This is a genomic window from Arenimonas alkanexedens (assembly GCF_054781355.1).
The window spans coordinates 337059-356352 of the sequence record NZ_BAAGUO010000003.1 but is presented as its reverse complement, the minus strand read 5'-3'; the positions used below and the strand labels follow the sequence as shown (position 1 = coordinate 356352).

Below are 19294 nucleotides of genomic sequence, written 5' to 3'. Positions count from 1 at the left end.
CCTGCGGGCTCCGTCGCGCTTTAGCGGGATCGCTTCAGCTGGATCAGGGCCGAGGTGTCGGCATCGGCGTCGCCGCGCTGCACCAGCGCTTCGTAGTCGGCCAAGGCCAGGTCGATCACCGCGCCGCGGATGCCGGCCTCTCGCGCCATGCCCTGCACGATGCGCAGGTCCTTGAGCAGGTGGCCGCACTTGAAGCCGGGCGTGAACTGGTTGGCCAGCATGGTCGCGCCGCGCTTTTCCAGGAACCAGTTGCCGGCGGCGCCAGCCATCAGGGTCGGCAGCAGTTTTTCCGGGTCCAGCCCGAGCTTCTCGCCCAGCGCCAGGCCTTCGCACACCGCCTCATTGATGCCCGCCACCAGCACCTGGTTGACGGCCTTGGTGGCCTGGCCGCTGCCGGTGCCGCCCATGTGGGTGATGCGGGCGGCGTAAGCCTCCAGCACGGGACGGGCCCGGGCGAGGTCGGCCTCGCTGCCGCCCGCCATCACCGAGAGCTTGCCGTTGCGGGCGCCCTCGACACCGCCGGACACCGGCGCATCCACGAAGCCGATGCCGCGGGCCGCCAGCAGCGCCTGCGCCTGCTTGGCGGTGCCCACGGACACGGTCGAATGATCAATGACCACCGCGCCCGGCGAAAGCACGTCCGCCAGGGCGGTGACTTGTTCGAGGACGTCGGCGTCCATGGACACGCACAGCGCGACCACGTCGCAGTCGCTGAAGTCGGCCGACGAAGCCGCCGCGCGCACGGCCAGTTCAGTGGCTAGCGCATCGGCCTTGCTGCGGCTGCGGTTGCCGACCACCGACAGCAGCCCGCGCGCGGCGAGATGGCCGGCCATCGGCGCACCCATGGCGCCCAGGCCGATGAAGCCGGCGATCATGCCGGGGCTCCGGAACCATGCTCCTCGTGCAGGTAGGTGTAACCGGTCAGGCCGATTTCCAAGTCCACCAGCATCTTGGCGGCCTCGGCCGGCGGCAGGTTGGCGGCCGCCACTTTCTGCTTGTAAGTAGCCCGCAGCTCGGCCAGGTCGTAGCCGACGTAATCGAGCATCACGTCAGTGGTGTCGCCCTTGCGCTGGCGGGTGACGGAATAGCCGCCGTCGGCGTCCAGCATCACGTTGGCGGTGTCGGTGTCGCCGAACAGATTGTGGATGTCGCCCAATGTCTCCTGGTAGGCGCCCACCATGAAGATGCCGAGTCGGTAGCTTTCGCCGGCGCGCGGCGAATGCAGCGGCAGCGAGGAATCGAGCGCCTCGGATTCAACATAGGTATCAATGCGGCCGTCCGAGTCGCAGGTGAGGTCGGCGATCACGCCACGGCGGTCCGGACGCTCGTTCAAGCGCGCGATCGGCACGATCGGGAACACCTGGTCGATCGCCCAGACGTCGGGGATGGATTCGAACACCGAGAAGTTGACGAAGTACTTGTCCACCAGCCGCGTGTTGAGTTCGTCCAACGTATCGCGATGGCTGCGCTCTTCGGCGGTAAGCCGGGAACGGACCGCGTGCGCGATGGCGTAGAAGAGGTCATCCAGCATGGCCCGCTGTTCAAGCGTGAGCTGGCCGAGCGAATACAGCGCCTGGCCCTCGGCAAGGTGGTGCTGGGCCTCATGGTAGAGCTCGAGCGCCGGACGCTGGTCGAGCGCCGCATGCGTCTCGCGCAGGTGGCGCACGACCGCCGGCTCGTTCGCGCCTTCAACGGGAACCGCGCCCTCGGGCGCCTGTTCGACTTCCGAAACATTCACCACCATCACCGCATGGTGCGCGGTCATGGCGCGACCGGCCTCGGTGACCATCATCGGCGGGGTCAGGCCGTGCTCTTCACAAGCTTCGGCCAAGGGCTGCAGCAGGGTGTGGGCGTACTGGTCCAGACCATAGTTCATCGAGCAGAAGCCGCGCGAGCGGGTGCCCTCGTAGTCCACGCCCAGGCCGCCGCCGGAGTCCATGTAGCGGATACCCAGGCCCATCTTGGTCAGCTCGACGAAGTAACGTACCGCTTCGCGCATGCCGTTGGCGATGTCGCGCACGTTCGAGATCTGCGAGCCCATGTGGAAGTGCAGAAGCTGCAGGGCGTCGAGCATGTCGGCCGCCTTCAGGCGTTCCACCAGATCCAGCACCTGGCGCGGCGAGAGGCCGAACTTGGCCTTGTCGCCGCCGCTGTTCTGCCATTTGCCGGCGCCCAGCGACGCCAGGCGCATGCGCACGCCCAGGCCCGGCTTCACGTCCAGTGCCTTGGCTTCCTCGATCACCATCGCCAGCTCGGACGGCTTCTCGATGACGATGAAGGTCTCCAGGCCCAGCTTGCGGCCGATCAGGGCCAGGCGGATGAACTCGCGGTCCTTGTAACCATTGCAGATCACCAGGCTGCCGGGCTTGGCCAGGCCCAGCACGGCCATCAGCTCAGGCTTGGACCCGGCCTCGAGGCCAAAGCCGTCGCCGCCCACGGCCGCCAGCTCGCCGGCGACGCCGCGGTGCTGGTTCACCTTGATGGGATAAACGGCGGTGTAGCCGCCCTTGTAATCGAGCTCGGACATGGCGCGGCCGAAAGCGGCCTGCAGCTTGCCCAGGCGGTTGCCGAGGATGTCGGAGAAGCGCAGCAGCAGCGGCAGCTTCAGGCCGGCTGCCGTGGCCTGGTTTACGATGCCCGGCAGGTCCAGGCTCGGGCCGCCCTCGCCGCGCGGCAGTACGCGCATGCGGCCGCCGTCGTCCACGTCGAAATAGCCTTCGCTCCAGTAGGGAATGGAGTAGGTGTGGCGAGCGCGGTCGAGGGACCAGGCGGACATGGGCGACATTCCAGGATCAGGTGGGGCACGCATTGTAACCCCCGGGGGTGACGGCTTCATGTGTGCGGCCCGGACCACGACCGGGGCCGGAAACCTCGGCGAAAAGCCCGATTCGGTACAATGCGGCCTCGTCTACGAACCTTCCTGGAAAAATGATGACCGCTTCCGCATCGACGTGGCTGCATGAAAACTTCGAGCACACCGGCTCGGCCTTCGGCCTGCGCATGGCGCGAAAGCTTGAGGAGGTGCAGTCGCCCTTCCAGAAGATCGAGATGTACGAGAGCACCGACTGGGGCAACGTCATGCTCATCGACGGCGCGATGATGGTGACCACGCGCGACAATTTCTTCTATCACGAGATGATGGCGCACGCGCCGCTGTACACCCACGCCGATCCGAAGGACGTGGTGATCATCGGCGGCGGCGACTGCGGCACGTTGCGCGAAGTGCTGCGCCACCCGGGCGTGCGCACCGCCGTTCAGTGCGACATCGACGAGCAGGTGACGCGCATGGCCGAGAAGTACTTCCCGGAGCTTTGCGAATCCAACAACGATCCGCGCGCCAAGGTGATGTTCGACGACGGCATCGCCTACATGAAGAACGCCGCGCAGGAATCGATCGACGTGATCATCGTCGACTCCACCGACCCGGTCGGGCCGGCCGAGGGCCTGTTCAACAAGGCCTTCTATGAAACCTGCCTGCGCGCCCTGCGCCCGGGCGGCCTGCTGGTGCAGCAGAGCGAATCGCCGCTGGCGCTGATGCAGCTGATCCTGGACATGCGCCAGGCCATGACCGAAGCCGGCTTCGTCAGCTACCGGACACTGCCCTTCCCGCAGCCGTGCTATCCGACCGGCTACTGGAGCTGCACCATCGCGTCGAAGGAAAAGCGCGACCTCACCCAGTTCCGGAAGACCGATGCCGCGGCCAAGTCCTTCGATACCCAGTACTACACCGCCGATATGCACCAGGGTGCACTGGCGCTGCCGCCGTTCGTGACGCGCGCGCTGGGCGACTGACACCGGCGCCGGACCGGCCGAGGGCGGCCCAAGAAAAAGGCCGGCGCTTTCCAGGCGCCGGCCTTCTTTTTGCGGCTAGCCGATCAGCGGACGGTGAACGTGCGGCTGTCCACCTGGACGCCGTCGAGCATCACCACCAGCGTATAGCCGCCGGCCGGCCAGCCGTCGGGCTTGCTGATCTGGAAGTTGGTGACGCCAGGACCCGTGAAATTGAAGCTCTTGGACTCCTCGTTCACCACCTGGCCATCTTCGTACGACCACTTCGCCGACAGCGTGCCGGGCACGGCGGCCATCGGGTCACTGGTAGCGGTGATGACCGAGGCCGTGATGGTGTCGCTGGACGCGAACTCCGCGACCGGATTGCTGACCTGACCGTTGGCATCAGCCGCATTTCCGAGCACCACCTCGGTGACCATAGCGGTAGCCGCCATCGGCGCCGGAGCGGGAGCCGGTGCAGGCGTCACGACGGGCGGCGGGGCAGCTTCTTCCTTCTTACAGCCGGCGAGGGCAAGGCTGGCGACTAGGGCGATGGCGAAAGTGCGGGAAAGTCGGATCGAGTTCATGGGGTTCTCCAAGGAATGAGGGGCAGCGGGGCTCAGGCGGCGCCGTCGTCCAGGGGCGGGATCTTCAGGACCTGGCCCGGCTTGATGCGGTCAGGGTTGTCGAGCTGGTCGCGGTTGGCCTCGAAGATCTTCGGATACTGGCTGGCCTTGCCGTAGTAGTGCTTGGCGATTTTCGACAGGGTGTCGCCACGAACCACGGTATGGGTGCGCACGTCGCCGCCGTCGCCATCAGCCTCGTGCTCGGAGGACGTCACGGTGGACTGCACGTTGCTGAAATCCGTTTTCGGCGCCTCGGTGCTGGTGACGTCCGCGCGGACGTTGGAAAAGTCGGGCTTCTTCGGGGGTTGGGTCATCGGGGTCTCCCGGACGATCAGCGTCCGACGTCCACCTTAGTCCAAGCGTCCTGGCCAAACGTAAAATTTTCGGTCAAGGGCTCGCAGGCGTGATGCTCCACCCGTCCCCGGAGATGCACGGCGCCCGATGGGGACCGGGCGGTTCCTAAACGGGGATATGAACGCGTTTGAGTGGCGCCTTGCCTCAGAGCGCGTCCCCGTCGAGCTCGCCGGTACGGATACGCATCACGCGCTCGAGGCTGTAGACGAAGATCTTGCCGTCGCCGATCTTGCCGGTGTTGGCCGCCGCCTGGATCGCTTCCACCACGCGCTCGACCTGGTCGTCGGTAACCGCGACCTCGAGCTTGATCTTGGGCAGGAAGTCGACCACGTATTCGGCGCCGCGATAGAGCTCGGTGTGGCCCTTCTGGCGACCGAAGCCCTTGACCTCGGTCACCGTGACCCCGGTGACGCCGACTTCGCTGAGCGACTCACGGACGTCGTCGAGTTTGAATGGCTTGATGATGGCCATGACCATTTTCATTGGGTGAGCTCCCTAGTCCTCGAAGGTTGTAGCCGCGGCGCCAACGTTCCGTTGACAGACTGGAGTATGACAAGCGTGGCCGTGTCGGTGTGGATGGGGTCTGACGACGCGGTCGGAACTGGCGCCGGGGCGGCCATGTTGATTGCCCGCTGCCGGCCGTGGTCTAGTGTTCTCCCCGGGGCTGAATATCACTGCCTCTGCCGCGCGGCGATGGCTGACCCACGCCCCGGCACTTTTCCGATGTCGCCTGCGCCGCGCATTGCGCATGCTGCGAACATCCCACGGAGACCCGACATGATCGACCTCAAGAACCTCGACGACCTCGCCCGCAAGCTCAGTGACCTGGTGCCGCCCGGCCTCAAGGACGCGCGCACCGACCTGGAACAGAACTTCAAGTCCACGCTGCAGGCAGGCCTGGGCAAGCTCGACCTGGTCACGCGGGAAGAGTTCGAAGTCCAGCGCGCGGTGCTGCTGCGTACCCGCGAGAAGCTCGACGCGATGGAGCGGGCGCTCACCGTGCTCGAGGCCAAGCTCGCCGAGCCCGGCGCCAGCCAGAACTGACGACCCCGCTTCAGCATGAACCTGGCGCTGGCCCACAGCCGCGCCCGGGTTGGGGTGCACGCGCCCGCTGTTCGGGTCGAAGTGCATCTCGGCGGCGGGCTGCCCCAGTTCAACCTGGTCGGGCTGCCGGCCACTGCGGTGCGTGAAAGCCGGGAGCGGGTCCGCGCGGCGATCGCCAACTCCCAGCTCGACTTCCCCCAGCGACGCATCACCGTCAACCTGGCGCCGGCTGACTTACCCAAGGAAGGGGGTAGGTACGACCTTGCGATCGCGCTGGCCATCCTTGCGGCCAGCGGCCAGCTGCCGGTGCTGGCGCTGTCCGACTGCGAGCTGATCGGTGAGCTGGCGCTTACCGGAGAACTCAAGGCCGTGGACGGCGTGCTGCCGGCCGCCCTGGCCGCTGCCGGGGCCGGTCATTCCCTGATCGTGCCGGCCGCCAACGGCCCGGAGGCGGCGCTGGCCACGGGCAGCCAGGCCCGGACCGCGCGAACCCTGCTCGAAGTACTGGCCTTCCTGCGCGGCGAAGGCACGCTGCCGCCGGCCCAGCGCAGCGGCCCCAGCCAGGCAGAGACCGTCTACCCCGACCTCGCCGATGTGCGCGGCCAGGCCAGTGGCCGCCGCGCACTCGAGATCGCCGCCGCGGGCGCCCACCACCTGCTGTTGATTGGCCCGCCGGGCTGCGGCAAGACGCTGCTGGCCTCGCGACTGCCCGGGCTGCTGCCCGAAGCCAGTGAGGCCGAAGCGCTGGAAACGGCGTCCGTGCAGTCAGTCAGCGGTCGCGGCGTTGATCTCGCCCACTGGCGCCGGCGCCCGTTCCGCGCACCGCATCACCTGGCCAGCGCGGTGGCCATCGCCGGCGGCGGCGGCAATCCGCGGCCCGGCGAAATCTCCCTGGCGCACAACGGCGTGTTGTTCCTGGACGAGCTGGCCGAATGGAGCCGGCACACGCTCGAAGTCCTGCGCCAACCGATGGAGTCGGGCGTCGTCACCGTCTCGCGCGCGGCCTGTCAGTCCGACTTCCCTGCCCGCTTCCAACTGGTCGCCGCGATGAACCCCTGCCCCTGCGGTTGGGCGGGTGACCCCTCGGGTCGCTGCGTCTGCCCGGCGGAATCGGTGCTGCGCTATCGCGCCAAGCTGTCCGGTCCGCTTTTGGATCGCATTGACCTGCAGTTGGCGCTGCCGCGGGTTCCCCCCGAAGCGCTGCGCCCCGACGCGCCGCGCGGCGAGTGCAGCGCGACGGTACGCGAACGGGTCACGGCTGCGCGGACGATTCAGGTCTCCCGCAGCGGCGTTGCGAACGCCGTCTTGTCGCAATCCGACACCGAACGCCACTGCCGGCTGGCGCCGCGCGAACAACGGCTGCTGGAGTCGGCCATGGCCTCCCTGCAGCTTTCTGCGCGCGCCATGCACCGAATCCTGCGCCTGGCACGCACCATCGCCGACCTGGACGCCAGCCAGGCCATCGACCATCCGCATCTGACCGAGGCCCTGGGCTACCGGCTGCTTGATCGCAGCCCCAGTCGCTGAAGCAGCGGGCGGCGCGCGAACCTAGTCCTGCGTGGCCCGCCGCGATGCCGCGGTCGGCACCAGCTCATCGAGCTCGCCATTGACCCGCGTCGCCGCACAAGGCCCGAAACCGACCACCGCCAGCGCCGCCTCACGCAGCGGCGGCAGGTCCAGGGCACGGGCGATATCCACATCGTTGATCGCCGCAGTCACGAACGCGCCCAGACCCAGGTCGGCCGCCGCGAGGTACATGGTCTGGGACAAGTGCCCGGTATCGAGATGAGCCACCCGCCATGCCTTGGCATGACCGCGGTATTTCCAGAACAGACGATCGAACCTTGCGGTCATGATCGCCAGCACCGGCGCGTCGCGGAACCAGTGCTGGCCGCCGACGAAGGATTGCGCCATCGCCACCGCCTCCGCTGGTGCCAAGGGCAGCAGCGGCTCGAGCGCGTGCTCGGTGGCCAGGTAGTGATACAGGCCAGGCGCCAAGCCTTCTGCCCGCTGCACCAGCAGATAACACTCCACCACGTGCAGGCCGCCGCCCGCCGGCGAACTCTTGCGCAGGGCCACTGCGCCCGGCGCCAGCTGCCGGCTGCCGGTGGCGCCCCATACCCGGTACAGCATGGTCGAGAGCTCGCTGGCCGACAGCGCGCGCTCGGAATCAAAGTTGCGACAGGTGCGCCGCTGCGCCAGCAGACTGTCCAAGGCCGTGCGCTGTGGCGAGGCCAGGGCGACCGCAGCCTGCCCGGGCCGGCACTGAAAATCATGGGCGGGTGCCGGACCGTGCTCGTCCACCAGCCGGGCGCTGGTCGGCATTTGCCCGGCGGCGTGGTGGGCTTCGATGTCCACCCCGTCCCACGCGCCCGCGGTCTGCGCCAGCAGCGCCGGCGGCCACCAGGCCAGCTCGCTGGCGGCGGCGTCTCGCGCCAGCAGGTCCGGTGCACTGTCATCGCCCAGCAGCAGGTTCGCCTGCCGCAGCTCAGCCACCAGCGTCGCGTCGTGGCGCGTGGTGATGTCCGCCAGCGCTTGTCCGGGCGCCAGTGGAATCGCCGCCAATACCGCAGCCGCCGCCAAGGACAGCGCCACCGGTGCCGGCAGATGCGGCGCATACGCGAGCCAGCGCGGCGAGCCATCCAGGCCACTGCCTCCGGACAGCAGCAGGTTGATATCGAAGCGGGGTTCTTGCTCAAGCTGCAGGAACAGTTGGGCGCAGCGACGCAAGCGCATGGGCACATCTCCGGACGACGGGCCTCGACTCTGGCAGCCCGGCCTCGGGTCCATCAAGCGCTATGGCCGGGACTGACGTCGTCCACCTGCCGCGCTAGACTCCAGCGGCACCAGTGGGTGCCAACAACAGGGGAACTCCGTGGCCAACAAACTTTCCGAGAAAACCGTCGACGTGCTGCTCGACAAGCTGTCCAGCGACGACGACTTCCGCGCCAGGTTCCAGAAGAACCCGCGCGAAGCGACGCGCTCCCTGGGCACCGGCGATCCCGCCGTGGACACGCTGCCGGAGGCGCCGATCGCCGAGCTGGCGGACAAGAAGTCGCTGTCGGCCTCGCGCGACAAGGTCCGGGAATCGCTGGTCAGTGCCGCCTACCCGTTCCAGCCGATCCACCTGGACATGCCCAAGCGCTAATCCAGCGAAGCCAACCGACGCTGGACGGCGGGCAACTGCTCGCCGGACGGCCAGGCGGCCTCGAAATGGCCGCGTTCGGACTTGGCTTCTTCCGCACGGCCCAACTCGCCCGCATAGGCCGCCGCCGCCAGCGGCGCAAGATTGCTCTCGACCACGTTGACCAACTGCCAGCTGTACTCGGCGTTGGGCTCGGCGAAAGCGCGGCCGCGGTGTTTGGCCAGCCACTGGGCCTGCGCCAGCGCCGCCGTCGGATCTCCGGCGGCGGCCTGGGCCCGCATCAGGACGGCGTGCAGGAAGTACAGCTCGTTGCCTGCGCCCGCCCGCGGCGCCAGCCGTGCAACGGCCGCCTCCGGCCGGCCCTCTTGCAGATCAATCTCGGCGCGAACCAGCGTCGCCATGTCGGCCACGAACGGGAAACCGCCGGCTTCCGCCGAGTCCCCGACGCGGTCCAAGGCGAGACGCGCGCCGGCCAGGTCGCCGGCATTGGCGGCCAACCAACCCCCGGCCAAGAGATGGAACTCCAGCCGCGGTCGATTCAAGGCATGGGCTTCGGCCAGCTGCGTGACCTGGTCGGCCAGGTAGGCCTTGAGATCAGCCTGGAAGCGCTCGTCGGGCGCATAGCTGCGCAGCGAAAGTTGCATCAGCGTCCGGGTTTGCCGGGTCGATATATTCGCCGACTTCAGTGGCTCCTCGAGTGCCTGCAGGCTGCGTAGGGCTTCGTCCCAACGGCCGCGATCCAAGGCATGGCTCACTTCGCCGAGCCGCTCGTTGAGCAAGGCGCCCACGAAGCCAGACGGCTGTTGGGTCGCCAGCACCCGCTGCGCCTGGGCGTAGTCGCGACGCACGGCATGAGCATGGGCATGGTCTCGCCGGTAGCCACCGGGGCTCAGCGCCTCGCTTTGCTTGAACGCAGCCAGCGCCTCGTCGACGCGCTCATCGGCCAGCAGGCTGACGCCTTTCATGTAATACGCCGCCGGGCGCGCCTCGTTGTTCGACACCAGCGCCGGTTCGATGGACTGGGCGGCATCGCGGTAGTTCTGCATCGCGAAGTGCGAGAAATAGCTGTAGTTGTAGAAGGCCCGGTACTCGTCCGGATACATCGCGCCCAGCAGCTTCCACTTCTGGAGCATCTGGTCCGGGCGGCCGAACAGACCCAGGCTGGCATCCATCAGCAGGGCCTCGCGATCGGAGAGGCGATCGCGGTGGGAGGCGGCGATGTCGAAATAGCGCTTGGCTTCGTCCAGGTCGCTGCCCAGCTTGATGGCCGCCATGCGAAGCCACGCCATCGCGAATGCCGGATCCCGCCGTACCGCCTCTTCGAATAGTGAGAAAGCATCAGCGGCGCGACCCTGGCTGCGTGCGCGCATCCCCATCGAGAAGGCACGCAGTGCCTCGATGTCGCCGGTTGTCACGCGCTCGAGCGGGCGATTGTCTTCTGTCACGCTCTTTATCCCCTCGCCCAGCTCGGTGCGAACGCCGGCGATCGCCAGGTCGAGCGCGTTCAGGACGCCCGCGATATCACGGCTGTCGGCGTTCTCGCTGTGCACGGTGACACCGCTGTTGGGGTCGATCACCTCCAGGCTGACCCGCACCACGCCGCCCACTTCAGCAACGGTCGGCAGGATCACCGCCTTCGCACCCTCGCGCAGCGCCAGTTCGGCGCCCAACTGGCGATCGATCGGCTGGCCCTGGCGTTGCATCCGCTCCAGTGCGCGCTCGATCTGCAGCTCGGAAAGCAGGTTGACGTGTCGTGACTGCTCCAGTCCGATTCGCAGCGCGGTGTCTAGCGACTGATCGAACAGGCTTTCACTGGTGCGATTCTGGAGCTCCGCCACCACCACCCAGTCGCGCTCCGCGAACGCGATGGCGGGCGGGCTGCGCACCGCCGACCAGAACAGGGCCACGCTCAGCACGCCAACCAGCAGGACTTCGAGCGCCAACACCGGGGGGCGCCGCCACAGCGGCAGTTCACGCCAGGCCTTGGCGCCCGACTCCGGCGCGCGCAGCGGCGACAGGCCGGGCTCGCCCACTTCGTGCACCAGCATCGGCGCCGGCACGCCCTTGAAGCTGTAGCGACCGTGCATCAACCAGCGCAATTTGGCGCCGGCTTCGCCCAGCTCGCCCACGGCACGCTGGCAAAGATTCTGGGCCATGCCCGACATCAGGATCTGACCCGGCCGCGCGAGGTTCATCAGGCGTGCGGCAACCGGCTTGGCCAAACCCTCGACTTCGACCGCCTTGGCGCCGGCCATGACATCCCGGGGTTCGTTGGCCCAGGTCATCACGTCGCCGACATGGATGCCGATGCGTGCCTTGAGGTCCAGGCCCTCCATCGCACCAACTTCGCGCAGGCCGCGCTGGTAGCGCAGGGCGAAGTCCAAGGCCTGGATCGGGCGCTCGAACAGGGCCAGCACGCCGTCGGCCTTGTCAATCAGCTGGCCATGGCAAAGCAGGATGTTCTGGCGCATCAGCTGGTCGTGATGCCGCAGCAGCGCCACCGCACGCACGTCGCCCAAGCGCTCAATCAGCGCCGTCGAGTCCACGATGTCGCACAGCAGGACGGTGCGCAGCATCGGCGTTACCGAGGAAACGTAGGCGCTGCTAGCGGCGGAGGGCTCGGAAACACTCATCAAGTTCAGAGGCCAGGTCTGTTGCTGGGCTTAACGCAACGATCGCTCGCGCGCGGCCAGCCGGTTCAGCGCGCGAGGCGCCAGTGGTCGCCGCCTTGGCGCTTGGCGTCGTACAAGGCTTGGTCGGCGTGGCTGTACCAGGTGGACCAGCCACCTGGGTCGGCGCAGAACGCCCCGCCGATGCTGATCGACAGGCGGTGGTCGCGCAGGCTGGGCAGGCGCAGGCTGCGGATGGCGCTCATCAGGCCCAGCGCCCGGTTGGCGAGCTCGCCGTCGTCGCTGACGCGCAGCACCAGGGCGAACTCGTCGCCACCCAGGCGGCAGGGCAGCTCCAGCGGACCGGCCGTGCGGCGGACCTCCTCGGCCACGGCGCGCAGGGCAGCGTCGCCGGCCAGGTGGCCGCTGCGGTCGTTGATCTGTTTGAAGTGGTCAATGTCCACCAGCAGCAGCGCCAGCTTCAGGTCGCTCAGGGTCTGGTGGCCCAGCTCGTCCAGATAGCGGTAAAGGCCGCGGCGGTTGGCCAGGCCGGTCAGGTCGTCGGTGCGCACCAACTGCTGGGCCACGGTGAGCTCGGTGCGGGTCTGCCGCAGGGTGTCCAGCGTCTGCATCAGGTCTTCGTTGCGGCGCTTGAGGTGCTGGACAAGCTGGTGCTCGCCGGCGACCAGGTAAGCGAAGCTGCGCTGCATGAAGCGGGCAACGTGGGCGGGCTCGCGCTCGATCAGGGCCTGGAAGGCTTGCTGGGTGACTTCATAGAGCACGCCCGGGGTTTCGGCCACCGCGCGCGCGAACCGCTGGTGGCGGCCGATGAACACGGCCAGCTCGCCGAAGTACTGGCCGGGGCCCAAGAGCTTGTCGGCGATACCGTCGTCAAAACCCAGGCGGATTTCGCCGGTATCAATAAGGAACATGCTCTGCGCCGACTCGCCGCGCCGGAACAGCTCTTCGCCGGGCAACACCGCGCGGCTGACTCCGGCGCCGGCAAGGACGCGGAATTCTTCGGGCGACAGCTGCGAGGGAAGCCGGGCATCGGCCCCGCCGGAGGCGGCGGGGGCGGTTTGGCTGCCGGGAATATCCACAAAGATCACGGGCGACTCAACAAAGGGGACTGCCCGAGTGTATCCAAGCCATGGGTCCGGCGACAGGGCCTTTTTTCGCGGTTCCGCCCCGGCCGTAGCCGCAGCTACCGCCGGGGCGTTTCCCCGGAAATCAGGCCGCGGCCGCCTTGGCGTCGCCGTGGAACTGCTCTTCCTCGGTCGAACCCTTCAGCGCCGTGGTCGAGCTCTTGCCGCCCTGGATGGCCTGGGTCACCGAGTCGAAGTAGCCCGTGCCCACCTCGCGCTGGTGCTTCACGGCCGTGAAGCCCTTGTCGGCAGCGGCGAACTCGGCTTCCTGCAGCTCCACGAAGGCGCTCATCTGGTTGCGGGCGTAGCCGTAGGCCAGGTTGAACATCGAGTAGTTGAGCGAATGGAAACCGGCCAGGGTGATGAACTGGAACTTGTAGCCCATGGCCGCCAGCTCCTTCTGGAACTTGGCGATGGTGGCGTCGTCGAGGTTCTTCTTCCAGTTGAAGGACGGCGAGCAGTTGTAGGCCAGCATCTTGCCCGGGTACTTGGCGTGGATGGCTTCGGCGAATTTGCGGGCGAAGTCGAGATCCGGCTTGCCGGTTTCGCACCAGACCAGGTCGGCATAGGGCGCATAGGCCAGGCCGCGGCTGATGGCCTGGTCGGCGCCCGGACGGGTCTTGTAGAAGCCCTCGACGGTGCGCTCGCCGGTGCAGAACGGCAGGTCATTCGGATCGATGTCGCTGGTGAGCAGGTCGGCCGCCTCGGCGTCGGTGCGGGCAATGATCAGGGTCGGCACACCCATCACGTCGGCCGCCAGGCGCGCGGCGACCAGCTTCTGCACCGCTTCCTGGGTCGGCACCAGCACCTTGCCGCCCATGTGGCCGCACTTCTTGACGCTGGCCAGCTGGTCCTCGAAATGCACGCCGGCGGCGCCCGCTTCGATCATGGCCTTCATCAGCTCGAAGGCATTGAGCACACCGCCGAAGCCGGCTTCAGCATCCGCGACGATCGGCTGCAGGAAGTCGATGCTGTCGTTGCCCTCGGCATGGTGCAGCTGGTCGGCGCGGAGCAGGGTGTTGTTGATGCGCTTGACCACCAGCGGCACCGAGTTGGCCGGGTACAGCGACTGGTCGGGATACATCTCGCCGGCCACATTGGCGTCGGCCGCGACCTGCCAGCCTGAAAGATAAATGGCGTTGAGGCCGGCCTTGACCTGCTGCATGGCCTGGTTGCCGGTGAGCGCACCGAGCGCATTCACGAACGGCTTCTCGCCCAGGTACTTCCACAGCTTGGTGGCGCCGAGGCGGGCCAGCGAATGCTCGATGGCAACGGTGCCGCGAAGGCGCACCACTTCCTCGGGACCGTAGCCGCGCTTGATGCCGGCCCAGCGCGGATCGGTGGCCCATTCGGTCTTGAGCTGTTCGGCGGTGGGGAGGGTGGTGGTCATGGGGTATTCCTTTGAAGGTAGTAGGGGAAAGTGTGCGTTGTAGGAGGGCCTTCAGGCCCGAAGCTTTTCAGCGAGGAGCTTCGGGCCTGAAGGCCCTCCTGCCGGGTGGGAATCGGATCGGCAGGTCAGCTCAGGCGCTCGTAGGCCGGCAGCGTCAGGAAGGGCACCAGCTCGTTGGCATGGGTCAGTTCGTCGAGCAGCGCGATGGCCTCGCTGATCTTCGAGCCGCCGGGCAATTTCATGCGGTCGGCCAGCTTCGAGGGCAGGCTCAACAGCGCCCGGTCGAACAGCGAGAAGTCCACCGGCGAGCCGTCATCCAGATGAAGGTGGCCGCCGTCGTGGTCGGCCATGTGCAGCCACTGCCAAAGCTGGGCGCGGCCGATCTCGGCGGTGGCGGCGTCCTCCATCAGCCAATGAATGGGCACGCAGCCCTGGCCGTCGAGCCAGGCGGCGAGATAGCGCACGCAGACCTCGACGTTGTTGTCGAAGCCCTGGCGGGTGATGGTGCCGACGCTCGGACGAATCAGGTCGTCACGGGTGACGACGACATCCTCGCGGCGAACCTGCTGCTGGTGCGGCGTCGGCATTTTTTCGTCGAACACGGCGCGCGCCACCGGGATCAACGCCGGATGCGCGACCCAGGTGCCGTCGTGGCCAGCGTTGGCTTCACGCAGCTTGTCGGCGCGGACCCGAGCCAGGGCCTCGTCGTTGGCGATCGGGTCGCCGGCGATCGGGATCTGCGCCGCCATGCCGCCCATCGCGTGAGCGCCGCGGCGGTGGCAGGTCTGGATCAGCAGCTCGGAATAGGCCTTGAGGAAGGGCTGGGTCATGCCGACCTGGCTGCGCTCGGGCAGCACGCGGTCGCGGTGCCGGCGGAAAGTCTTGAGGTAGCTGAAGATGTAGTCCCAGCGCCCGCAGTTCAGGCCGGCAATGCGGCCGCGCAGGGCGTGCAGGATCTCGTGCATCTCGAACACGGCCGGCAGGGTCTCGATCAATACCGTGACTTTCATCGCGCCCTCGGGCAAACCCAGGCGGGCCTCGGCGAAAGCCAGCACCTCGTCCCACAGCACGGCTTCCTCCATGCACTCGAGCTTGGGCAGGTAGAAGTAGGGGCCACGGTCCTTCGCGTGCAGGGTAGCGGCGTTGTGGAAGGCGAACAGACCCAGGTCGAACAGACTGGCGCTCATGCGCTCGCCGTCCACCAGGACGTGCTTCTCGTCCAGATGCCAGCCGCGTGGACGGACGATCAGGACTGTCCTGGACGCCGGGTCGAGCACGTAATGCTTGCTGCCGTCCGGGGCCATCCAGTCGAGCCCGCCGGTGGCCGCCTTGCGCAGCGCGCGCTGGCCGACCAGCAGGTTCTCCCAGGTCGGACAGGTCGAATCCTCGAAGTCGGCCATGTAGCAGTTGGCGCCGGAGTTGAGCGCATTGATCACCATCTTCGGGTCAACCGGGCCGGTGATTTCAACGCGCCGGTCCTGCAGGGCGGCCGGCAGCGGCGCCACGACCCAATCGCCTTCGCGCAGGTCGCGGGTGTCCTGGCGGAAGTCCGGCAGTTCGCCGGCATCGAACTGGGCCTGGCGCGCGGTCCGCGCGGCCAACCGGATCTGCCGGGTGGCGTCGAACGCGCGGTGCAGGTCGACCAGGAAGGCCTGGGCGGCCGGCGTCAGCAGGTCTTCCTGGCCGGCCAGGCGCGGGCCGATGAGCGAAAGCGGCGGAAGGGTGCGGGCGGCGTCTGCGGCCATGGCCGTGGCTCCTGAGGGATTCGATGGATCGAACCTAGGCCCCGGCGTCTACTTTGACAAAACATATGTTTTGATAGTTATTATTAGCCCTGCTTATACTTCATCTTGAACAAGGGCTTATGGCTGCAAAGAACCCGCGCTTCTACTACAAAGGCGATCGCCTGAAGCCGCTGCGGGCGTTCTGCCAGGTTGCGCGGCTCGGCTCGGTGTCACGCGCGGCCGAGGCCCTTTTCCTCAGCCAGCCGGCGGTAACCCTTCAGCTGCAGGCGATCGAGCGCGAGCTGGGCACCGCCCTGTTCGAACGTATCGGCCGTCGCTTCAGCCTGACCCGGGAGGGCCAGGTGCTCTACGACATCGCCCGGCCGCTGGTGGAGGGCATGGACGGGCTGGAAGGTGAATTCCGCAGCAAGATCAAAGGCCTGCAGGCCGGTGAACTCCATGTCGCGGCCGGCAGCTCGACCATCCTCTACCTGCTGCCCAAGCTGGTGCAGGCCTTCCGGGCCCAGCATCCGGAGGTGCAGCTGGTGCTGCACAACGTCACCGGCCAGGACGGCCTGGGACTGCTTCGCTCAGATGGGGTGGACCTGGCGGTGGGCTCGATGCTCGACGTCCCGACCGACCTGGCCTATGCGCCGGTCTATTCCTTCGACCCGATGCTGATTTGCCCGCCCGGTCATCCGCTGGCGGACAAGCCTGAGCTCAAGCTCGAGGACCTCTCGCCCTACGGTCTGATCCTGCCGCCGCGCCGACTCACGACCTATCGCCTGGTGGACCTGGTGTTCCAACAGCGGCGCGTGCCCTACACGGTGGCACTGGAGGTCGGCGGCTGGGAGGTGATCAAACAATATGTGGCGATGGGCCTGGGCATCTCGATCGTCACCAGCATCTGCCTGACCGAGGCCGACGAGCAGCGGCTGGTGGCGCGCAACCTGAGCGAATACTTCCCGCCGCGAAGCTATGGCGTGGTGATGCGCAAGGGCAAATACCTCAGCCCCCAGGCACGCGCCTTCATGGACCTGGTGAAGCCGGGCCTGTTCGAGCGCCGCGACTACTTCGAAGCCGGCCACTCCGAACGCTGAGCGCCCGATGCGGGAGAGACCTGTAGGAGGGCCTTCAGGCCCGAAGCTCTTCGCGAGAAAGCTCCGGGCCTGAAGGCCCTCCTACCAAGGCATCCCGAAAGTCGGCGCCCGAGGGCGACTGGAAGGCACGCAGGCCGAACTCGGGCAGGATCGCCAGCAGGTGGTCGAAGATATCCGACTGGATATCCTCGTACTCGCCCCAGGCCGTGGTCGCGGTGAAGCAGTAGATTTCGATCGGCAGTCCCTGCGAACCCGGATCCAACTGCCGAACCAGCAGGGTCATGTCGTCACGGATGGCCGGGTGCGCTTCCAGGTAGGCGCGTGCGTAGGCACGGAAGGTGCCGAGGTTGGTGAGCCGGCGCAGGTTCACCGGCGCCTTGCCCTGGCGCCGGGCGTTCCAATCGGCCAGCTCCGCGGACTTGCGTGCGAGATACGGCTGCAGCAGCACGAAACGCGACAGGTCCTCGCGCTGGGCGTCGTCCAGGTAGCGCACCGTGCCCTGGTCAATCGACAGCGCGCGCTTGATCCGTCGGCCGCCAGACTCGCTCATGCCGCGCCAGTTCTTGAAGCTGCCGGAAATCATCGCGTGGGTCGGGATGGTGGTGATGGTCTTGTCCCAGTTCTGCACCTTCACGGTGTGCAGGGCCACGTCCACCACGTCGCCATCGGCGCCGAACTGCGGCATCTCGATCCAGTCGCCAACCCGCACCATGTCGTTGCTGCCGATCTGCACGCTGGCCACCAGCGACAGGATGGTGTCCTTGAACACCAGCAGCAGCACCGCGGTCATCGCGCCAAAGCCCGACAGCAGCAGGAGCGGCGACTTGTCCACCAGCACCGCCACCACCAGCACGCTGGCCAGCACGAACAGCGCGATCTTCACCAGCTGCAGGTAGCCCTTGATCGGCCGGCTGCGTGCGCGCACGGGATCCTGGGCGTCGTAGATGTCCTGGATGCTGGAAAGCAGCGCGCTGATCGCCTGCGCCGCAGTTAGCACTACATAGGCCGCGGCGACGTTGCGCAGCACCACCACCAGGGCTTCGGGAACGCCGGGCAGCAGCGGCGCGCCGAGATAAATGACCACCGCGGGCACGGCATGCGCCAGGCGCCGGATGACGCCTCGCGCCAGCAGGGCATCGTCCCACTTCACCGGCGACGCCTTGACCAGCCGCGCCAGCACGCGAACGAGCAGGCGCTGGGTCAGCTGGTCCGCCAGCCAGGCCAGCAGCAGCAGCGCCACCACGCTCGACAGCGTCAGCAGCCAGGGCCGCGAGTAAATAAGGTCGTGCAGGGATTCAAGCCATTCCATGCCGGGGAGTCTAGCGGGCGCGCTGCGGCAACCCAAGCTGCGCCCGGCTCAGCGTGTATCGCGATTCTTGCCGATATACGGGTGATAGAGCGCACGCAGCTGGCTCATGTCGGCGTCGTAGTCATCGCCCGGATGAAACAATTGGTCGAGCACGATCCGCCGACCGGGATAGTCGAACGCGGCACAGAACACCGGCACCCCGGCCGTGCGCGCGATCCGCCAGAAGCCGGGCTTCCAGCGCTCGACGCGCCGACGGGTGCCTTCCGGTGCCAGCACGAACCACATGCGTTCAGCGCTTTGGATCTCTGCTGCGGTCTGCTCGACGATGCCACCCGGCGCGCTGCGGTCGACCGGGTGACCGCCCAGCTTGCGCAGCAGCCAGCCCAGCGGGCCGCGAAAGAGTTCAGCCTTGGCGATGAAGGTGATATCCACGCCCATCGCCAGCTTCGCCGCCAGGCCCCAGTAGGCATCCCAGCCGGAGGAGTGCGGCGCGACGATCACCACCAGCCGCGGCAGGTCAGGCCAGTCGCCGTCGATACGCCAGCCGCCAAGTCGCAGCAAACTGCGACCAAACCAGCGACCAAAGGCACTGCCGTTGCGCGGTGCCGAGCGGGGCATCACCGGGACGCGGGTCATTCGCGGTCCCAGCCGCTGGTGCTGCGATGTTTCTTGACCGTGGACCGCTCGCGTTTGGCCCCCAGCCGGCGCTCCTTCGAGCCCTTGGTCGGCTTGGTGGCGACGCGCTTTTTCGGTGGCACCAGCACGGCGGCGATCAGGGCCGCCAGACGCTCGCGCGCATCTTCGCGATTTCGATCCTGGGTGCGGAAGCGCTGGGCGCTGAGCACCAGCACGCCCTGGTCGGTAAGACGCCGGTCGCGCCGGGCCAGCAGGCGGGCACGCACCGGTTCGGGCAGCGAAGGCGAGTTGAGTATGTCAAAGCGCAGCTCGACCGCGGTCGAGACTTTGTTCACGTTCTGACCACCCGGCCCACTGGCGCGCACGAAGCGCTCGACCAGTTCGTCGTCAGGGATGGCCAGGCTGGGGCTGATGGTCAACATGCGCCCAGATTCTACCTTCCCG

18 protein-coding genes are annotated in these 19294 nt (G+C 67.4%); 5 read left to right on the top strand and 13 right to left on the bottom strand.

What is annotated here, in order from left to right; all coding sequences use genetic code 11:
- Positions 1-20: 20 nt before the first annotated feature.
- Together ACYVGY_RS09645 and speA are read right to left on the bottom strand one after the other, a co-directional pair.
- Positions 21-875, bottom strand: coding sequence for an NAD(P)-dependent oxidoreductase (locus tag ACYVGY_RS09645; RefSeq protein WP_460457276.1), 855 nt, complete (start codon positions 873-875; stop codon positions 21-23).
- Positions 872-2776, bottom strand: a complete 1905-nt coding sequence (speA, locus tag ACYVGY_RS09640) for an arginine decarboxylase (protein ID WP_460457275.1) — start codon at positions 2774-2776, stop codon at positions 872-874. The genes ACYVGY_RS09645 and speA overlap by 4 nt, the downstream gene beginning before the upstream one ends.
- Positions 2777-2931: 155 nt before the next feature.
- Between speA and speE the strand changes: the two genes are divergently transcribed.
- Positions 2932-3792, top strand: a complete 861-nt coding sequence (speE, locus tag ACYVGY_RS09635; protein ID WP_460457274.1) for a polyamine aminopropyltransferase — start codon at positions 2932-2934, stop codon at positions 3790-3792.
- A gap of 83 nt (positions 3793-3875) precedes the next feature.
- On the opposite strand, the gene ACYVGY_RS09630 is transcribed toward speE, so the two are convergent.
- From ACYVGY_RS09630 to ACYVGY_RS09620, 3 genes are all read right to left on the bottom strand, one after another.
- On the bottom strand, positions 3876-4355 hold the full coding sequence (locus tag ACYVGY_RS09630) for a hypothetical protein (protein ID WP_460457273.1): 480 nt from the start codon (positions 4353-4355) through the stop codon (positions 3876-3878).
- Positions 4356-4387: 32 nt separating this feature from the next.
- The gene (locus tag ACYVGY_RS09625; protein ID WP_460457272.1) at positions 4388-4708 is read right to left on the bottom strand and encodes a LysM peptidoglycan-binding domain-containing protein; all 321 of its coding nucleotides are present in this window, start codon (positions 4706-4708) and stop codon (positions 4388-4390) included.
- Between the two features lie 184 nt (positions 4709-4892).
- A complete protein-coding gene (locus ACYVGY_RS09620; protein WP_460457271.1) occupies positions 4893-5231 on the bottom strand; it encodes a P-II family nitrogen regulator in 339 nt (112 codons plus the stop codon).
- Between the two features lie 294 nt (positions 5232-5525).
- Here ACYVGY_RS09620 and ubiK point away from each other — a divergent pair, with 294 nt between their 5' ends.
- Complete coding sequence (gene ubiK, locus ACYVGY_RS09615; RefSeq protein WP_460457270.1) at positions 5526-5792, top strand: ubiquinone biosynthesis accessory factor UbiK; 267 nt, start codon at positions 5526-5528, stop codon at positions 5790-5792.
- A 15-nt stretch (positions 5793-5807) separates the two neighbouring features.
- On the top strand, positions 5808-7319 hold the full coding sequence (locus tag ACYVGY_RS09610; RefSeq protein ID WP_460457269.1) for a YifB family Mg chelatase-like AAA ATPase: 1512 nt from the start codon (positions 5808-5810) through the stop codon (positions 7317-7319).
- A gap of 21 nt (positions 7320-7340) precedes the next feature.
- On the opposite strand, the gene ACYVGY_RS09605 is transcribed toward ACYVGY_RS09610, so the two are convergent.
- Positions 7341-8528 (bottom strand): putative peptide maturation dehydrogenase, encoded by a 1188-nt coding sequence (locus tag ACYVGY_RS09605; protein ID WP_460457268.1) that lies wholly within the window; start codon positions 8526-8528, stop codon positions 7341-7343.
- Positions 8529-8667: 139 nt separating this feature from the next.
- Here ACYVGY_RS09605 and ACYVGY_RS09600 point away from each other — a divergent pair, with 139 nt between their 5' ends.
- Positions 8668-8940 carry an NHLP-related RiPP peptide gene (locus tag ACYVGY_RS09600; RefSeq protein ID WP_460457267.1) on the top strand — a complete coding sequence of 91 codons (273 nt, stop codon included), beginning with the start codon at positions 8668-8670 and terminating at the stop codon, positions 8938-8940.
- Here ACYVGY_RS09600 and ACYVGY_RS09595 read toward each other — a convergent pair.
- The 4 genes from ACYVGY_RS09595 to aceB form a co-directional block, all read right to left on the bottom strand.
- Positions 8937-11513 carry a putative peptide modification system cyclase gene (locus ACYVGY_RS09595; RefSeq protein ID WP_460457266.1) on the bottom strand — a complete coding sequence of 859 codons (2577 nt, stop codon included), beginning with the start codon at positions 11511-11513 and terminating at the stop codon, positions 8937-8939. The genes ACYVGY_RS09600 and ACYVGY_RS09595 overlap by 4 nt on opposite strands.
- Positions 11514-11635: 122 nt before the next feature.
- Positions 11636-12655 carry a GGDEF domain-containing protein gene (locus tag ACYVGY_RS09590; protein WP_460457265.1) on the bottom strand — a complete coding sequence of 340 codons (1020 nt, stop codon included), beginning with the start codon at positions 12653-12655 and terminating at the stop codon, positions 11636-11638.
- A gap of 121 nt (positions 12656-12776) precedes the next feature.
- On the bottom strand, positions 12777-14081 hold the full coding sequence (gene aceA / locus ACYVGY_RS09585) for an isocitrate lyase (RefSeq protein ID WP_460457264.1): 1305 nt from the start codon (positions 14079-14081) through the stop codon (positions 12777-12779).
- 125 nt (positions 14082-14206) lie between these two features.
- Entirely contained in the window at positions 14207-15826 is a 1620-nt protein-coding gene (gene aceB, locus ACYVGY_RS09580) for a malate synthase A (RefSeq protein WP_460457263.1), read from the bottom strand.
- Between the two features lie 119 nt (positions 15827-15945).
- Here aceB and ACYVGY_RS09575 point away from each other — a divergent pair, with 119 nt between their 5' ends.
- The gene (locus tag ACYVGY_RS09575; protein ID WP_460457262.1) at positions 15946-16905 is read left to right on the top strand and encodes a LysR family transcriptional regulator; all 960 of its coding nucleotides are present in this window, start codon (positions 15946-15948) and stop codon (positions 16903-16905) included.
- Positions 16906-16939: 34 nt separating this feature from the next.
- Here ACYVGY_RS09575 and ACYVGY_RS09570 read toward each other — a convergent pair whose 3' ends face one another.
- The 3 genes from ACYVGY_RS09570 to arfB are packed head-to-tail and all read right to left on the bottom strand — an operon-like array spanning position 16940 to position 19272.
- Positions 16940-18214 (bottom strand): mechanosensitive ion channel family protein, encoded by a 1275-nt coding sequence (locus tag ACYVGY_RS09570; RefSeq protein WP_460457261.1) that lies wholly within the window; start codon positions 18212-18214, stop codon positions 16940-16942.
- 48 nt (positions 18215-18262) lie between these two features.
- Positions 18263-18850 (bottom strand): lysophospholipid acyltransferase family protein, encoded by a 588-nt coding sequence (locus ACYVGY_RS09565; RefSeq protein ID WP_460457260.1) that lies wholly within the window; start codon positions 18848-18850, stop codon positions 18263-18265.
- A complete protein-coding gene (gene arfB / locus ACYVGY_RS09560; protein WP_460457259.1) occupies positions 18847-19272 on the bottom strand; it encodes an alternative ribosome rescue aminoacyl-tRNA hydrolase ArfB in 426 nt (141 codons plus the stop codon). The genes ACYVGY_RS09565 and arfB overlap by 4 nt, the downstream gene beginning before the upstream one ends.
- Between the last annotated feature and the right edge of the window lie 22 nt (positions 19273-19294).

Excerpts from the sequence above, each read along its gene's own strand:
- ACYVGY_RS09645 (WP_460457276.1), bottom strand. The coding sequence starts at position 875 with ATGATCGCCGGCTTCATCGGCCTGGGCGCCATGGGTGCGCCGATGGCC.
- speA (WP_460457275.1), bottom strand. The coding sequence starts at position 2,776 with ATGTCCGCCTGGTCCCTCGACCGCGCTCGCCACACCTACTCCATTCCC.
- speE (WP_460457274.1), top strand. The coding sequence starts at position 2,932 with ATGACCGCTTCCGCATCGACGTGGCTGCATGAAAACTTCGAGCACACC.
- ACYVGY_RS09630 (WP_460457273.1), bottom strand. The coding sequence starts at position 4,355 with ATGAACTCGATCCGACTTTCCCGCACTTTCGCCATCGCCCTAGTCGCC.
- ACYVGY_RS09625 (WP_460457272.1), bottom strand. The coding sequence starts at position 4,708 with ATGACCCAACCCCCGAAGAAGCCCGACTTTTCCAACGTCCGCGCGGAC.
- ACYVGY_RS09620 (WP_460457271.1), bottom strand. The coding sequence starts at position 5,231 with ATGAAAATGGTCATGGCCATCATCAAGCCATTCAAACTCGACGACGTC.
- ubiK (WP_460457270.1), top strand. The coding sequence starts at position 5,526 with ATGATCGACCTCAAGAACCTCGACGACCTCGCCCGCAAGCTCAGTGAC.
- ACYVGY_RS09610 (WP_460457269.1), top strand. The coding sequence starts at position 5,808 with ATGAACCTGGCGCTGGCCCACAGCCGCGCCCGGGTTGGGGTGCACGCG.
- ACYVGY_RS09605 (WP_460457268.1), bottom strand. The coding sequence starts at position 8,528 with ATGCGCTTGCGTCGCTGCGCCCAACTGTTCCTGCAGCTTGAGCAAGAA.
- ACYVGY_RS09595 (WP_460457266.1), bottom strand. The coding sequence starts at position 11,513 with ATGCTGCGCACCGTCCTGCTGTGCGACATCGTGGACTCGACGGCGCTG.
- aceA (WP_460457264.1), bottom strand. The coding sequence starts at position 14,081 with ATGACCACCACCCTCCCCACCGCCGAACAGCTCAAGACCGAATGGGCC.
- aceB (WP_460457263.1), bottom strand. The coding sequence starts at position 15,826 with ATGGCCGCAGACGCCGCCCGCACCCTTCCGCCGCTTTCGCTCATCGGC.
- ACYVGY_RS09575 (WP_460457262.1), top strand. The coding sequence starts at position 15,946 with ATGGCTGCAAAGAACCCGCGCTTCTACTACAAAGGCGATCGCCTGAAG.
- ACYVGY_RS09570 (WP_460457261.1), bottom strand. The coding sequence starts at position 18,214 with ATGGAATGGCTTGAATCCCTGCACGACCTTATTTACTCGCGGCCCTGG.
- ACYVGY_RS09565 (WP_460457260.1), bottom strand. The coding sequence starts at position 18,850 with ATGACCCGCGTCCCGGTGATGCCCCGCTCGGCACCGCGCAACGGCAGT.
- arfB (WP_460457259.1), bottom strand. The coding sequence starts at position 19,272 with ATGTTGACCATCAGCCCCAGCCTGGCCATCCCTGACGACGAACTGGTC.